Origin of the sequence: Paenibacillus daejeonensis DSM 15491 (assembly GCF_000378385.1) — a bacterium.
GTDB lineage: Bacteria > Bacillota > Bacilli > Paenibacillales > Paenibacillaceae > Paenibacillus_D > Paenibacillus_D daejeonensis.
In genome coordinates this window covers 138,080-154,796 of the sequence record NZ_KB899673.1, presented here as the reverse complement: position 1 = coordinate 154,796, position 16,717 = coordinate 138,080, and the positions used below count along the sequence as shown (strand labels likewise).

The following is a 16,717-nucleotide window of genomic DNA, read 5'->3' as shown; positions in this document are numbered from 1 at the left end:
GAAGCGAAGCGCGAAGGGAGCGCTGGACCGAATCCGAAAAGCCTGCAACCGTAAAGGAAATTGGGTGATCGACGTCGACATCCAAGGCTACTTCGACAACATCAATCAAGAGAAGTTAATGAAGTTGGTGGAAATGCGAATCAGCGACAGACGGATCTTGAAGCTGGTACGGAAGTGGTTACAAGTGGGAGTAATGGAGGAAGGAACGGTAAGGCGCTCCGATTTGGGTACGCCGCAGGGAGGGGTTATTTCTCCACTGCTTGCGAACATCTACCTAAATTACTTCGACATCCTGTGGGAACGACACGGCGGCGGATACGGGGAACTGACGCGATACGCGGATGACCTCGTAGTCGTATGCAAGACGAAGAAAGACGCAGACCGGGCGTATGAACTCATTCGTACGATCATGGAGCGTCTGGAGCTCACGTTGCATCCGATTAAAACCCGCATCGTCGGACTATGGACAGGAGAAGAAGGCTTTGACTTTCTCGGCATGCATCATCGCAAAACGAAAGCAGAAACGTCGAAGGGAAAGGTGTATTACACCACCCAGCAGTGGCTTACCCGAAAGGCAGAGGAACGCATTCGGGGAGTGGTAAAGGAAAGATTGGGGCCACCGAGTATGCGGCATAAATCATTCCAGGAACACGTGGAATGGTTGAACCCCAAGATTCAGGGGTGGCGAAACTATTACTACACGTCCTATAGCCAATTGAAGATGGCGAAGCTGGATTGGTACATCGTTCAGCGGCTTTCAAGGTGGTATGCAAAGAAGAGGCAACGCTCACGCTGGGGCGGTTCAATCCGCGAGGTCAGGTTTCTGACTAAACAATATGGACTCAAGACGCTCTTGTAAACTGCACGCCCATGAATGACGAACATCGGAAAGCCGTATGAGGGAAAACCTCACGTACGGTTTGATGAGGAGGGGCTGAAATGATTCAGCCCTTTACTCTAGAGGAAACTATGATTTTTGTATGTTGTGGATAAGATGTGTCCGCCAACCAATTGATCGGCCGCTGTAACGCACCTTTGTTCCTCTATTTGTCTGGCAACCTACTGGTCGGCCGCTGTAACGCACCTTTGTTCCTCTATTTGCTCGGCAACCTACTGGTCGGTCGCTGTAACGCACCTTTGTTCCTCTATTTGCTCGGCAACCTGCTGGTCGGCCGCTGTAACGCACCTTTGTTCCTCTATTTGCTCGGCAACCCGCTGGTCGGTCGTTAGAGCAAGGGGATGAGTCTCTTAGAATCATCCGCAGGATGATTTTGTTTTATGCGAAGGTTCAGAGTTGACTGTCCTGCGGCCGTGTGCGGTATTGCTTGGGGCTCACGCCATAATAGGCAGAGAAATGACGGGTGAAGGGATGAATGGAGCCGTAGCCCAGTCTTTCGGAAATAGCGGTGATGCTCAGCTCAGTTTCCAGCAGCAGGTGAGCGGCTCGCCGCATAAGCAGGCGATGATGATACGCCTTGGGCGTAAAGCCGGTCTCGCGAAGGAAGAGTGCATGAAAATACGTGCGCTTCAAACCGCAGAACGTCCACCACGACTCGACAGGCTCGCGCTGCTCGGGATGATCATGCAGATGCGCCAGCAGACGGACGATCCGATAATCGGTTGGCTGCGGCGTGTGCACCGTATTGAACCAGTTCAACAGCCAGGCCAGGAGCAGGCTGTTCATCATCTCGACACGGTAGAAGGAGGCGGTATGGAACAGCTTGGCCATTCGAATAAAGGCATCATAGAGCTCAGGGTAGGGCTGGAGGGAGAACACGCAAGGCAAACTGTCCAGCTCGTCGCAGAACGGGGTCAGCGCGAGCTCTCCCAGTTCGAAGGGCTCCGGCGCATAGATGAACTGACGATTGCGGGAGACCGGCCGCTCCTGGTCCCACAAGTCTGCATAGAGATTGTAAGCGGGCATGGGTTGGCCAGGTGTAATATGAAACGCGTGAGGAACCCCCGGCCTGAGAAAAATGATCGTCCGCTGATCAATCGGGTAGCGGCTGCCGTCAATTTCCATCTCGCCATGTCCCGCCGTAAATAAATGAAGGGCATAAACACTGCAGACGCGCAGCTTCTCATTGGAACTGCCGTCATAAAGATAATGCATAGAATCCCCGACATAAGGCGTCATCTCATTCAGTTTATTCATCCTGCACCTCTCCAGTCCATATTAGCGGAGGAATCGTCAAATCTATGGATGCGCTACCAAATACATAATCTCCTATCGATGATACACTAATGGCATGCAGAAGGGTAGGCCTACACTTCCGAAGGCGGATGATCCGCCAACATGACATTGATCAGGTCCGGAGGATGATATAGATGAGAAATGGAATAAAGCTGTGGTACAACACACCGGGGCATAGCTGGAAGCAGGGTCTGCCAATCGGCAATGGACGCCTAGGCGCGGTCATCTATGGCGGAGGGGATCGGGAGACATGGAGCATCACCGAGCTGACCTATTGGTCTGGCAAGCGGGAGCGGATTGCTGCTAGCGGCCGGGGGAAATCTGGCTTGCAGGAGATGAGGGCGGCATTTTTTCGTGGCGATTACGAAGAAGGGGACCAGCTGGCCAAGCGGGATCTGCAGCCTGCCAAGCAAAATTTCGGCACGAACTTGACCGTTTGTAATGTTCAACTTCGCTTCCCGCAAGCCGGGGATAGCTTGCTACGTACATTGGATCTGGAAGAGGCGGTTGCATCCATGAGCTACCGCGCCTCAGGGACCCCGGGAACACACTATACCCGGGAAGCCTTTGCTTCGCATCCGGCTGGGGTCGTGGTCTCGAGGCTGACAGCGGACACGCCGGGTGGACTAGGATTTGAATTGACACTGGAAGGCCTGACCTCCCGCTTCTTGGCAGTCCCCACAGGAGAGGATACGATCGCGTTCGAAGGCCAGGCGCTTGAAGACATCCATAGCGACGGCACCTGCGGTGTTACCTGCAAGGGGCTCCTCCGCATCGCTGCCCGGGGCGGCAGCGTAAGGAGGGGAGCAGCTGGATTAATAGTTCGTGATGCCGATGAAGTGGTCATTATCCTGGCTCTGAACACCGACTACGGGCAATCGGACGAGCGCTGGCAGGAGCGAAGCGAGACGCAGGTGGACGCCGCGCTGGCCAAGGGCTATGATCAGCTGAGGGCCGAGCACATCGACGACTACCGTGCACTCTATGACCGTGTGTCGTTACAACTGGAGGCCCCGGATCAGGCTGCTCTGCCTACTGATGAACGCTTGCGAAGGCTGGGAGCAACACCGGGTGGCGACCCGGAACTGAGTGTTCTATTCTTTCAGTATGGCCGTTACTTGACGATTGCCGGAGCCCGAGCGGATTCACCGTTGCCCTTGCATCTGCAGGGCGCATGGAATGACGGGGAGGCCAACCGGATGGCTTGGAGCTGTGATTATCATCTGGATATCAATACCCAGATGAATTATTTCCCTGTTGAAATTGCGAATCTGGCGGACAGTCATCTGCCGCTTATGCGTTACATTGAGCAATTGGCGATAGCCGGGAGGCAGACGGCAACCGATTTTTACGAATGTGAAGGCTGGGTAGCTCATGTGTTCTCCAATGCCTGGGGATTCACAGCCCCCGGTTGGGAGACGGGGTGGGGACTCAATGTTACGGGCGGGCTATGGATTGCCATGCATCTCAAGGAGCATTACGAGTACTCACGGGACCGGGACTTTCTGATGAACATCGCCTATCCCGTACTGCGGGAGGCAGCGTGCTTCTTCCTTGACTATATGACCGTTCATCCACAGAAAGGCTGGCTCGTCACGGGACCGTCCAATTCGCCGGAGAATAGCTTTTACCCACCGGAGCGGCGGCAGGGACAGCAAGCATTGTCCATGGGACCAACAATGGATCAAGTGCTGGTCAGAGAGCTATTCGAGTTCTGTGTCCAATCGTCCCGCCTGCTGGAGACTGACGAGGAGCTGCAGGAGCGACTGCGACTGGCAATCGGTCAGCTGCCGCCACTTCAGATTGGTGCCAAGGGGCAGCTGCAGGAATGGCTGGAGGATTACGAGGAGGCGCAGCCCGACCATCGTCATCTGGCTCATCTGTACGCGCTCTATCCTGCCGCACAGATTACGCCTCTAACGAATCCACAGCTAAGTGAAGCGGCAAGACAGACGCTGCTTCGTCGAATGACCGACGAGCTGGAGGACATTGAATTTACAGCGGTGTTGTTCGCAACAGGCTTCTCCCGGCTGTATGACGGCGATCGGGCCCTACGACACGTCGAGCATTTGATCAGTGAGTTGTGCTTCGATAATTTACTGACCTACTCCAAGGCAGGGATCGCCGGGGCGGAGACGAATATTTTTGTCATCGATGGCAATTATGGCGGCACGGCTGCGGTCGCGGATATGCTGCTGCAGAGTCAGACCGGAGAGGTGCATATGCTGCCGGCTCTGCCGTCGGAGTGGCAAGCAGGCAGTTTTCGGGGACTGCGGGCCCGCGGTGGCCTTGAGGTAGATGCTGGCTGGGCGGAGGGGAAATTATTAACGGCTGCGGTTCGGGCGCATGTGAGTGGCTCGTTCACGATAAGATATGGAGATCAGACCGTCACCATCCAACTGGAGGCCGGGCAAAGCTGCGAACTGGACGGCGGGCTGCAGTGGCGCATCCGTCAACACGCATAGCTAAGCACAACGGAGTAAGGCTTGTCATTTCGGCTCAATTGGGTATGATGAAGGTGCAGAGCTTGCCAGGGGCAGGAGACTGCACCTTCGCGTTCGTTCAAGATATGTAAGCGCTACAATAAGGGGGGCTTATTGTGCCTAGATTCACGTCCTTGTTCCAAAAATTTCTCTTCTCTTACCTGATCATTCTCATGATTCCTAGCATCGCCGGATACGTATCGTACAGAACGTCCATTGCAGTCACCCAATCCATGTCCATTGACAACAGCGTCTCGCAGCTGCAGCGCAGCCAGGAGATTCTGGAGCGACGAATGGCGGAAGTGGAGGGCTTCACACGCCAACTGGCGCTTAACCCGGATCTGCAGCAGCTGATGAACGAGAAGCGCCAGGGCGAGCACGTCAATGTCTATGGGATTGCCAATATGGTCAAGCAAATTACGCCGTTCAGCCAAACCAACGATTTCCTGCAGCACTTCTACATTTATCTCAACAACTACGATGTCATCCTCACGCAGGGGACCGTCTATGTTCGTCCAGAGCATTATTACGGTACCTATCATTACAGTTCACTGACGCTGGAGCAGTGGAGGGAGTCGATCCTGGGCTCTATCCACACCAGCGGGATGATGCCGCTGCAATCCTTCGTAAACAACGGCCGTGAAACCACAGTATTGACGTATATGCAGTCGCTGCCGCTGGACAGCTTCGGCGACGCTTCGCCGGCCACTGTGGTTATACTAATTGACGGACGGATGATCTCCAGCCTGTTGGCAGGACTGGAGGACCGTTATGGCGGCTGGGCGCATATTAGCGATGATGAAGGGCGGACGATTGGTCTGCGCGGGATTAGTGAGACAGGTGCGAGAGAGCTGGCGACAACGAAAATGCTGGACTCCACAAGCCGCAGCCAGTTCTTTCAGGACGATCTGGTCATCACAATCCGCTCCGAGAAGACCGGGTGGACATACCGGGCAGGCATCCCTCGCGAGGTACTGATGGCCAATGCGAATCAGATCAAGGAGATGACCTGGCTGGTGACTGGAGTGGCCCTTGTGCTGGGTCTGCTCGCTGGCTTGCTGCTGGCATACCGCAACAGTGCGCCGATTAACCGGCTCATCGGCGTCATGAAGGAGCAGTTCGGCAAAGAGCCCGTCAGAACCGGCAATGCCTACGATTTCCTGCAGGGCAATATCTCCACAATGATCAGCAGCAACCGCCGCCTGGAGCAGGCGCTGCAGAAGCAGATGCCGCTGGTACGGGACGGCTTTCTGAGACGGCTGCTGGCGGGAGAGTTTCATACGCCGGAGGAGATCACGACAGCTGCCCAGCAGGCGGATACAGTCTTTCCCTCAACTAGTGGCTATGTTGGCATCCTCCGAATTAACGGGTATACAGGCATGGACAGCGTCGATATCCTTAACGAGTTAGCAGCAGCGCGACTAATCCTGAAGCAGTCGTTGTCTGTACTAGCCGAACAAGCGCACACCATCGATCTCGGTTCGGATGCGCTGGCATTCATCTGGACAGCAGGGGACGGATCAAGCGGCCGCGAGCCAGACTACCTGCGCCAGGAGCTTAATGAGGTGCTGACTGAGCTGGCCACAAGGGTTTACTCAGACTACAAGGTCTCCTGCACAGCTGCCGTAGGCGGCATCTTCCATCAGCTGCTGGATACCAGCCATGCGTTCGAACAGGCCAGACAGACACTGGATTATGCTGAGCCAATTGGTGAGAGACACCTGCTCTGGTACGGGGATGCCCCTCTGGAGACGGCGACTTATTACTATCCGCTTGATGTCGAGCAACGCTTGATCAGTACAATCCGGGCAGGTGAGCCGGATGAAGCCGCACGGGTGCTGGCTGCGGTGATTGCGGAGAACACTGAGCAGCGCCAGCTTGCACAGGAGATGAGACAGCAATTGACCGGGGAACTCAAAGGGACGCTGCTCAAACTGCTGGATCACCAAGCGTTCGCGCAGTCCGAGCAGCTCCATGAGCTCAAGCAACAAATTGTAGATATTCCAGCAGGAAGCGCACTGCCACTTGTGCAAGAGGAGCTTGAGCGTGTGACCGACGCACTATGCCAGATCATCAGCAGCAAGAAAAACCACGCCCATATCCAGACCGTTGACCGAATCCGGCAGGTGATCTCCGAGCAATATGGCGACTCGGAGCTGACGCTGTACCGGATCGCCGAGCAAGTGGGCCGTCCCGAGAAATATATCTCGCAGCTGTTCAAGGAAGTGACCGGCGACAATATATCGGATCACCTTGAGCGGGTTCGTATGCATCATGCGTCAGCACTGCTTAGCAGTGAGGGATGCACGGTAGACGATATTGCGGCACGTGTCGGTTACAATAGCTCGCATTCCTTTCGGCGCGCTTTCAAGCGGGTTATGGGTGTCGCCCCGAGCGCTTACCGCCAATCACTCCAAAGCTAATGCCATCTTGATCAGAGAGAACCTGAGTAGAAGGTGTCTTGCACGTCCGAAGCGTCGGATGTGCAAGACACCTTCTTTTGGGTTCGACTACCCTTGCGTTTCCGCCAAGTGGACGCGCTTCATTTTCCAATAGGTACCCTCTACACCGCGATTGGCCCCTAATAATAGGGGGAACTGTACGGTAAATGACGCAAGTGTACCTGTTTTTTCAGCATGAAGTTAGACTATGATCGATTGTACAGAAAGCGCTACCATCATCACATGCTTAGGCTTAGGGGGAATTACTCTGGACACATCCATCGCACGGGAAGACACCCGCACCGCCCGCCGCAAGCGCAGGCCGCGATTCGTAGAGGAGGCTCGCAAAAGCGTCCGCAAGCACTGGCAGCTGTACCTTGTTATCATCCCGCCGCTGCTGTTCTTCGCCATCTTCAAATATTATCCGATGCTCAATGCTGTGCTGGCCTTCAAAGACTACAATGTCACGCTTGGCATCTGGGGAAGTCCGTGGGTCGGCCTCCGCAACTTCCAGCTGTTCTTCGACAACCCGATGTTCTGGCCGCTCGTCCGTAACACCATTCTAATTAGCGGCTATCTGCTGCTCGCTGGCTTTCCTGTGCCGATCCTGCTGGCTCTGATGCTCAATGAAGTAAGGAGCGGCCGCTTCAAGCGGATGGTTCAACTGGTGACCTTTGCACCTTATTTCATCTCAACTGTCGTTATGGTATCCATCATCATGCTGTTTTTGGCGCCACGGCTCGGGTTCGTCAACGTCGCCCTTGACTATTTCGGCATGGAAACCGTCAATTTTCTGGGCGAGGCTGGTATGTTCCGATCTATCTATGTCTGGTCAGACATCTGGCAGACGGCAGGCTACTCGGCTGTCATCTATCTGGCGGCACTGGCCGGTATCGACCCGACGCTCTACGAGGCTGCCAGAGTGGACGGCGCCTCACGGCTGCAAAAAATTGTTCATGTCGACTTACCAGGCCTGATGCCGACCATCACGATTATTCTCATCCTGAATGTCGGCAGCGTCATGGCGATCGGCTTCGAGAAAATCTATTTGCTGCAAAATCCGCTCAATATGGTCAATTCTGAAATTATCGCCACCTATGTTTACAAGATCGGGCTGCTCAATGCCAATTACAGCTTTGCAACCGCGGTAGGATTGTTCAACTCGCTCATTAATCTGGTGCTGCTGGTCGCGGTCAATGCGCTGGCTCGTCGATTCACCAAATCAAGCATCTGGTAACTTCACCCCGGAAACTTGAGATTCTACTAAAAAAAGGGGAGTTCCGCCATGAAGTCAGCATCCGGTACGGAACGCCGGCGTCGCGGATCCGCAATTCGCGAATCAGCCGGTGACCGTCTGTTCATGTTCTGTATCTATACGATTCTGACGATTGTTCTGATCATCGTCATCTATCCGCTCATCTACATCGCCAGCAGCTCCATTAGCAGCCCGGCAGCCGTGACCTCCGGTCGTGTCTGGCTGTGGCCGGTCGACATCTCGTTCCGCGGCTTTGAGGTGCTCTTCCAGACGCCGGAGATTATGAGGGGCTACGCGAATTCGTTGTTCTATACAACCGCAGGCACGCTGATTAGTGTGGCTTTGACGGTGATGATTGCCTACCCGATGTCGCGCCGGACCTTCTTCGGCCGGGGCATCATCATGATGCTGATCACGTTTACCATGCTGTTCAGCGGCGGTTTGATCCCGACCTATATGGTTGTGCGGGAGATGGGAATGATTGATACACGATGGGCTCTGCTTATTCCCAACGCCATCTGGGTGTGGCAGGTCATCATCGCCCGCTCCTTCTTCCAAGCGTCGATTCCAGAGGAACTGACGGAAGCGGCGGAGATGGATGGCTGCAGTGACCTGCGCTTTATGCGCAGCGTCGTCCTGCCACTCTCCAAGCCGATCCTTGCTGTGCTCGTTCTCATGTATGGCGTCGGACAATGGAATGCGTATTTTGATGCCCTTATCTATCTAAAGTCAGCCAATCTATTCCCGCTTCAGCTGATCCTGCGCAGCATTATTATTCTCAACAACAGCACAGGCGTCACTGATGCCTTGCAACAGGTGGAGCGGCAGCAATTGTCTGAACTGCTGAAGTATTCGCTGATTGTTGTCGCAACGTTGCCAGTGCTGCTGATTTATCCGTTTGTGCAACGGTATTTTGTCCAGGGTATGCTCGTGGGCTCGGTGAAGGGTTAATGGCCAAAGGGGAGTGACGCTGGACGGTGGTATAATGAGAGGAGGTGAGGCCCTGTACGGGAATGGCAAGTTGAACAGAGTAATAAAGGATGCACGATTAGAAAAAGGGAGCGAATCGAGATGAAGAAGAGATTGTCAGGCCTGTTAACCGTCGTGCTGGCGAGCAGCATGCTGCTGGCTGCCTGTTCGGGTAACAACGCGCCGTCAGAGAGCAGCCCGGGAACGGAGCCCCAACCCGGCGAGAGCGGCACGGCCCCGGTCGAGGTAACACTGTTCGCCGTACAGGAGCAGGGCATCGACTTGACGACCAACAAATTCACCGCCTTTCTGGAAGATAAGTTTAACCTCAAGATGAGCTTTGAGACGACGCCACCCGACGGAGCCAAGGAAAAACGGCAGATCTCGCTGGCCAGTGGAGATTATCCAGACGCCTATATCCTGCCTGGGTATATCGACCAGTTCTCACAGGCGGATGTTGTCAAATACGGCAAACAGGGCGTCATCGTCCCGCTTAATGATCTCATTGACCAGCATGCGCCCAACATCAAAGCTGCGATGGAGTCCAACCCGGATTTGAAAGCGTTTAATACAGCGCCGGATGGCAATATCTATGGATTGGTCGCCTATAGTCAGTGTTTTCACTGCTCTTATCCAAACAAGATGTGGATCAATACGAAGTGGCTCGATGAGCTGGGACTGGATATGCCGTCGACTACCGATGAATTCCGGGATGCGCTCCGCGCCTTTAAGACCCAGGACCCCAACGGCAACGGCGTTGCTGATGAAGTGCCGTTGAGCGGCTCGACAGAGGACTTCGGCGTGCGTATTATTCCGTTTCTAATGAATGGCTTTGTCTACAACGATGATCGCAACTATCTAAATCTGTCAGGTGGCAAGGTCGAGTCAGCCGCTCTCAAGGAAGAGTGGAAGGAAGGGCTGACGTATATCAAATCTCTGTATGACGAAGGCCTGATCGATCCCGGGGCATTTGCCCAGAATGCAGAAGCGTACAAGAAAATTGGCGAGAACGGGGATACGCAGATTCTTGGCGCTGGCGCAGGTATGCATCCGGCCATCTTCCTCAACATTGATGCCGGCAACAAAAACTCCGCCGATTACAACCCGGTTCCGCCACTAACCGGACCGCACGGCTCCTATGCCACCCATGACGGCGGCGGCGTTGCGCCTGGCGCGAAGTTTGTTATTACCAATAAAGCGTCGGAAGCGCAGCAGATTGCGCTGATTCAAATGGTCGACTACATGTTCACGATGGAGGGACAGACGAACGGTGCCTCCGGTATGGAAGGCATCGACTGGCGCAAGCCGGAAGCGGGAGAAGAAGCGCTCGGCGAAGGGGTAGAGCCGCAAGTGGCGCTCATTCCTGCTGCCGAAGGCGAAGCTCCACGCAATGCCGGCTGGAGCGGCACGGCTCATTTCTACATGCCCAAGGAGTACCGGGACAGCTTCGTCCAGGGAACGGAAATCTATGATCCTGCCAACTACGAGCGCCGGCTATACCAGGCGACGCTGCTCTATGAAGGTCATGAGCCGGAGGAGCTGTTCCCGCTCTGGTCCATCTGGATTGCACAAGAGGAAGTCGATGAGGCCAGCATTCTTCAGACCAACATCAAATCGTACATCGAGCAGAATGCGCTGCAGTTCATTACCGGCAACAAGAGCCTGGAGAAAGATTGGGATGCGTATGTCAAAGGATTGCAGGATCTGCAAATCGACCGTTACTTGGAAATTCTGCAAAAAGCCTATGATGCTTCGTTCGGCAACTAACGTCGATTAAAGCCCCGGTGGACCGGACCGCAAGCGTACGCTCATGATGCGGGTCCGGCCGCCTATCCTATGAAAGTAAAAGGAGATGGATTATGAGCGCATTTATCCGCAAAGCCCGCCAGTGGCTGCTGATCGCCGCCCTGACTGTCACGCCTCTCAGCCTTGCCGCACCGTTGCCCGGTGCCGCGGAGCCCGTCGCTCCCGCAGAGGATGAGGAGATATTCGCTGCCAAGCCCTATATGGGCTGGAGCAGCTACAGCATGCAGGTCTATACGGGTGACGGCAAATTTATCAACGCGGACAATATCAAGGCGCAGTCTGACGCGATGCGCGACAAGCTGCAGCCTTATGGCTACGAATACATTAATATTGATGCCGGCTGGAATGGCAGCAACGACGAATATGGCCGTCCCATCCCGAGTACGACGCTGTACCCGGACGGTTTGCAGGATGTTATCGATTATGTTCATGCCAATGGGCAAAAAATCGGGTTGTACGGAATCCCTGGCGTTTCCAAGGACGGGTACGCGCAAGATTTGCCGATCTATAACGCGCCGGGCTGTTCAATGCAGGATATCGCAGCCCAACCGCTGCGCGACGGCGATTACTGGGGCTATACGTATCAGATGGACTTCAGCTCGCCTTGCTCGCAGAAGTACATTGACTCCATTGCTGATCTCTATGGCGAGTGGGGAATCGATTTTCTGAAGTATGACAGCGTCACCCCGGGCTCTGGTATCTCGGATCTGTCCATGGACGCACGCGATGATGTGAAGGCATGGTCGCAGGCGCTGGCCCCATATGATATCTGGTTGGAGTTATCCTGGGCATTGGATATCAAGTATATCGATCATTGGAAGAAATATGCCCAGGGCTGGCGGATCGATTGGGATGTCGAATGCTACTGCGGAGACGGCGGGCTGACGTCCTGGCCGAACATCAAGCGTCTGTTCCCCCTCGCAGAGAAGTTCTGGCGTCATGCCGGGCCGGGCGGCTGGAACGACTTCGATTCCCTTAATGTAGGCAATGGCGAGATGGATGGTATAACGGAGGATCAACGCCGGACGGCTATGACTTTCTGGTCTCTCTCTTCAGCGCAGCTGTACATCGGTAACGATATGACCAATCTGGACGAGTATGGTCTGGAGCTGCTGACGAATGAAGAGGTCATCGCGATCAATCAGGCGGGACGGCCGGGACATCCGGTATCGACCGAGACGGAGCAGCAGGTGTGGTACGCCAACAACGGCGATGGTACGTTCTCCGTTGGTTTGTTCAACCTCTCCGACGAGACCGCCGATGTGTCGGTTGACTGGCAAGAGATCGGGCTGGATGGCTCGGCGTCGGTGCGCGATGTGTGGGAGCATGCAGAGCTGGGCACGCATGCGGAAGGCTTCACAGCCGAAGGCCTGCCGCCGCATGCTTCACGTCTGCTCAAGGTGACGGCGCTTGGTGGAACAGCCACCGCAAACGATGACGACACCGGCATGCGCTACAGTGGCGACTGGACGCGCGAAGGCGGACGCGAGCTGGCGGGCGGCGAGCAGAATCTGGTGATTGATATCACCGATGCCAATGCGCTGGATAGCGTCATCGAACCGCGGACAGCCAGCTTCGACAAGAAGCCGGAGGCCCAGGCCGATGTGAAGGTGGAGCTTGCCCTGAACGGCAACACACTGACAGGCATCTCGCACCGCGGCGTCTCTCTGGTGGAAGGAACGGATTACACGGTCGCGGGTCAGCAGGTAACGATCAGCAAGGCTTATCTGGCTGCCAAGCCGGCTGGTATGCTGAACCTGACCTTTACCTTCAGCGGTGGTGCGCCACAGCAACTGGCCATAGCCATTAGCAATTCGTCGCTGCGCGACAGCCGTGTATACCCGGCAACGGTGAACTACGATCAGCTGACGCAGGGCGCAGTATCCGTCACGACGGAGCTGAACGGCAACACACTCGTCAGTGTCCAGCACGGCAACGAGACCCTTGTCGAAGGGCAGGACTATACCGTAAGCGGACAGCGGCTGACACTATCGCCTGAGTTGCTTGGCGAGCTGGATACAGGCACCACGGCATTGACGTTTACGTTCAGTGCAGGGCCGGAGCGCCGGGTATCCCTGGTTGTGCGGGACACGTCGGCCGGAGGCTCGATCTCACTCAACGATACGGATCCGGGCATCGTGTATTCCGGGGTGTGGAACCGCAGCTACAATCGCGGACTGGGTGACTATATGGACGATGTTCATTTTGCTGAGCGCGATGATCAGGATTCCTTCTCGTATACCTTCCATGGGACCGGGATTGAATACATTACGGAATTGGATCCATCGCAGGGAGAAGTGGATATCTACATTGATGATGAATACCAGATGACCGTTAGCACGCATCATATTGGTCGCCTGGCACAGCAGCCGGTATATGCCATCACCGGACTGGAAGACGGGGAACATACGCTTAAGGCGGTCAAAAAATCGGGTATCTTCATGCTGCTCGACAAGCTCCGGGTGCTCCTGCCGGATCTATTGGACCAGACAGTGGTGGACTTTGACAAGGCAGAGGGAGAGCAGATCGATATCATCGTTGGCTTGACCACTGACCGCGATCTGGAGGTTGTCCGCTCTGGCGAGGATGCTCTCACAGCAGGCAGCGACTATGTGTTGGAAGACGGCAGTGTGACGATTCATCGCACGTACCTTGCTTCACAACCCGTCGATACGCTGGCTTTGGTTTTTGGATTTGAGGGAGGCGCGCAGCAGACGCTGGTTGTCGAGATTGCTGACTCCACGGCGACCAATAGCACGATCTCCCCAACAGCAGGAGCATTTGACAAACAGGCCTCGCTGCAGGAGGACATTCGAACCACTCTGACGCTTGCGGACAACACACTCGTTCGGATTTCAAACGGCAGCTATATTCTGACGGAAGGAACAGATTACCTCATCGAAGGGGATGAGGTCGTCATTCAGGCCTCTTATCTTGGAGGATTGCCTGTGGGCAGTGCCAGCCTGCGCTTCGGCTTCAGCGAGGGGGCATCGCAGATCCTGACTGTGACGATTACGGATACAACGGTGCCTAGCGCGGCAGTTGTACCGGCTACGGCCTCGTTCGATAAGGCTCCCGGTGCGCAAGCGGATGTAACCACAGAGATTCGGGACAATGGCCATACCCTGACCGGCATTTCCCATCAAGGAGAGACGCTGCAGGAAGGCGACGATTATGAGCTGTACGGCGGCTTGCTGACGATTCGCCGTGCTTATCTGGATGGACAGTCTGAAGGCATGGTTAATCTGAGCTTGCATTTCAGTGGCGGCGAGCCACAGACGCTGGCGGTTGCCGTGACGGACAGCAGCAGAGGCAGGTACACTGTCGTCAACAATGATGACAGCGACATTTTCTACAAGGGCGCCTGGCAGCACAGCCGCAACCGGGGGCTTGGCAATTACAGAGATGATGTGCATTTTACGGAAACGGACGGTGATTATCTGGAATTCACGTTCCAGGGCACCGGCATCTCGCTGGTGACTGAAATGGATCCGGCGCATGGTGACATGGACATCTACATTGATGGTGAGCTCATCCAGCGCGTAAGCACCTATGCGCCTCAGAAGCAAGCGGGCGAGACGGTGTTCAGCATCGCCGGACTGGAGGCGGGTGAACATACGATCAAGGCAGTCAAAAGGTCCGGCTACTTCATGCTGCTGGATCAGCTGACTTATCGTATCCAGGATCTCATCTCCCCGGATACGGGCAGCTTCGAGAAATCGCAGCCGGCTCCAGTGACTACGGAGCTGCTGATTGACGGCAGCAATCTGCTAGGCATCCGCCATGATGGAAACGCGCTGGCGGAAGGAACGGACTATACGGTGGATGGCGATCAGATTACGATCAGCAGCAGCTATCTGGCCACGCAGCCGGTCGGGACGCTTCAGTTGTCGATTGCTTATCAGGGCGACTATATGGGCGATCTGCATCAGACGGAGACGAATGGTGACTCGGTAGCTTACATCTTCACAGGTACGGGGGTCACCCTGCTCATGCCGAAGTCTCCGGAGCAAGGTGAGATCGACATCTATGTGGACGGCACGCTCCGCGAGACGGTCAGTGCCCATCATGCCAGTCGAATGACGCAGCAAGCGGTGTATACGGTTAATGGGCTGACACCAGGCCGGCATACCATTCAAGCTGTCAAAGCTTCAGGTGAGGTCATGCTGATCGACGGCGTGCGTGTGCAACTGGCAGGCTCGACGCCTCCGGTTGACCCGCCAACAAATCCACCGGTGCTGCCTCCGGTAACCGGGGGCCCGGGCGTGACGCCTGAGCCGCAAGGAGAGCAAGTAGAAGTGCAGATCGGCGGCGATCAAATCGTCACTGTGCACCGCACACCTCTGGCGAGCGGCGGCAAGCGGGATGAATTGACGCTGACGCAGGAGCAAGCACGGATCGCAGCAGCGGATGCGAAGGCACGTGGACTGCGGGAAGTCGTCCTCATCATTCCCGACAGCGGGGATGACGTGGCCGAAACCGAGGTGCGCCTTGCACGAGAGAGCCTGGCGGCCATCGCCGATGCCGGCTTGGGTCTGAGGCTGGTTACGCGCAACGCCTCGATTTCGGTAGACGGGGATACGCTCGCCGCTCAGCGCGCGGCAGTAACCTTCCTGTTAAAGCCAGTCAAGGATGAGCAAGGCCGGCAAGCGATTGCAAATCGCAGCAGCGCCCAGGCGGCCGTACGCATCATAACAGGCGAGGCACAGGCGAGTGTTGTTGCCAGACCTGTAACGATTGAAACAAACCTGAACCCAGCGTATGCAACGATTATGCTGCCGTTAGGCGGATCGTCCGACGCAGACGATGTAGCTGTTTATATGGAGCATAGCGACGGCTCGCTGCAGCTCCTTCGCGGCGAAGAAACGTCTTATGACGAACAGAATACGCCAGCGATCTTGTTTGCAACGAATCACTTTAGCCTGTTCACGTTACTGCACGCTGACGGTGTTGGCGCATCCAGCCTTGGTCTTCCTTATATGCAGGGCTACGAGGATGGATCCTTCCGGCCAGGCAACCAGGTAAGCCGGGCGGAAATCGCTACGATTTTCTCGCGTATCCTGACTCGTCATGCAGCGACCAAACCAGTCATCGACTATACTGATGTGGCCTCCACGCATTGGGCGAACGACGCCATTGATACGGTTACGGGAATCGGGCTCATGCAGGGTTATGGAGACCGCAGCTTCGGTCCGGGAAGACCGGTAACGCGCGCCGAGCTGGCGCGACTGGTATCACCGTTGCTGAGCGCCACGGACCGTGCCGGAGCAGGCTTCAGCGATACGGCTGACCATTGGGCGGCAGCTGAAATTGTGCAGGCGCAGGCAGCCGGTCTGCTGGATGGCTATCCAGACGGTACCTTCCGGCCGAATCAGCCGCTTACCCGCGCTGAGGCGGTCAAGGTTATCAATGGACTACTAGGCAGGATTGCAGTCATGAACGCCACGGGGCTGGAATGGCAGGACGTGCCGGCAAGCCACTGGGCTTACGGCGAGATCGCGGCAGCTACCGCACGCTAGACATAAGGCCACCCAGAACCGCAGCTTTTGCTTACGCTCTGGGTGTCTTT

At 55.6% G+C, this 16,717-nt stretch carries 9 protein-coding genes; 8 read left to right on the top strand and 1 reads right to left on the bottom strand.

From position 1 onward, the window contains the following. Both F556_RS35465 and F556_RS0127995 read left to right on the top strand, forming a co-directional pair. The coding region (locus tag F556_RS35465; protein ID WP_020620326.1) for a reverse transcriptase domain-containing protein at nucleotides 1-859 on the top strand (859 nt) is incomplete at its 5' end. 137 nt (nucleotides 860-996) lie between these two features. Then, complete coding sequence (locus tag F556_RS0127995) at nucleotides 997-1,230, top strand: hypothetical protein (RefSeq protein WP_020620325.1); 234 nt, start codon at nucleotides 997-999, stop codon at nucleotides 1,228-1,230. A gap of 58 nt (nucleotides 1,231-1,288) precedes the next feature. Here the strand turns inward: F556_RS0127995 and F556_RS0127990 are convergent, their stop codons facing one another. Beyond that, the gene (locus F556_RS0127990) at nucleotides 1,289-2,155 is read right to left on the bottom strand and encodes an AraC family transcriptional regulator (protein ID WP_020620324.1); all 867 of its coding nucleotides are present in this window, start codon (nucleotides 2,153-2,155) and stop codon (nucleotides 1,289-1,291) included. Nucleotides 2,156-2,328: 173 nt separating this feature from the next. Here F556_RS0127990 and F556_RS0127985 point away from each other — a divergent pair, with 173 nt between their 5' ends. From F556_RS0127985 to F556_RS36700, 6 genes are all read left to right on the top strand, one after another. Beyond that, nucleotides 2,329-4,659: a glycoside hydrolase family 95 protein gene (locus F556_RS0127985; RefSeq protein ID WP_020620323.1), complete on the top strand. Its 2,331-nt coding sequence runs from the start codon at nucleotides 2,329-2,331 to the stop codon at nucleotides 4,657-4,659. Nucleotides 4,660-4,793: 134 nt separating this feature from the next. Beyond that, nucleotides 4,794-7,100, top strand: a complete 2,307-nt coding sequence (locus F556_RS0127980; protein WP_020620322.1) for a helix-turn-helix domain-containing protein — start codon at nucleotides 4,794-4,796, stop codon at nucleotides 7,098-7,100. Nucleotides 7,101-7,326: 226 nt separating this feature from the next. After that, entirely contained in the window at nucleotides 7,327-8,355 is a 1,029-nt protein-coding gene (locus F556_RS0127975) for an ABC transporter permease (protein ID WP_020620321.1), read from the top strand. Nucleotides 8,356-8,403: 48 nt separating this feature from the next. Further along, nucleotides 8,404-9,324, top strand: coding sequence for a carbohydrate ABC transporter permease (locus F556_RS0127970; protein WP_020620320.1), 921 nt, complete (start codon nucleotides 8,404-8,406; stop codon nucleotides 9,322-9,324). A gap of 120 nt (nucleotides 9,325-9,444) precedes the next feature. Further along, nucleotides 9,445-11,109 carry an extracellular solute-binding protein gene (locus F556_RS0127965; protein WP_020620319.1) on the top strand — a complete coding sequence of 555 codons (1,665 nt, stop codon included), beginning with the start codon at nucleotides 9,445-9,447 and terminating at the stop codon, nucleotides 11,107-11,109. Between the two features lie 92 nt (nucleotides 11,110-11,201). Next, nucleotides 11,202-16,667, top strand: a complete 5,466-nt coding sequence (locus F556_RS36700) for a X2-like carbohydrate binding domain-containing protein (RefSeq protein WP_020620318.1) — start codon at nucleotides 11,202-11,204, stop codon at nucleotides 16,665-16,667. Nucleotides 16,668-16,717 lie beyond the last annotated feature (50 nt).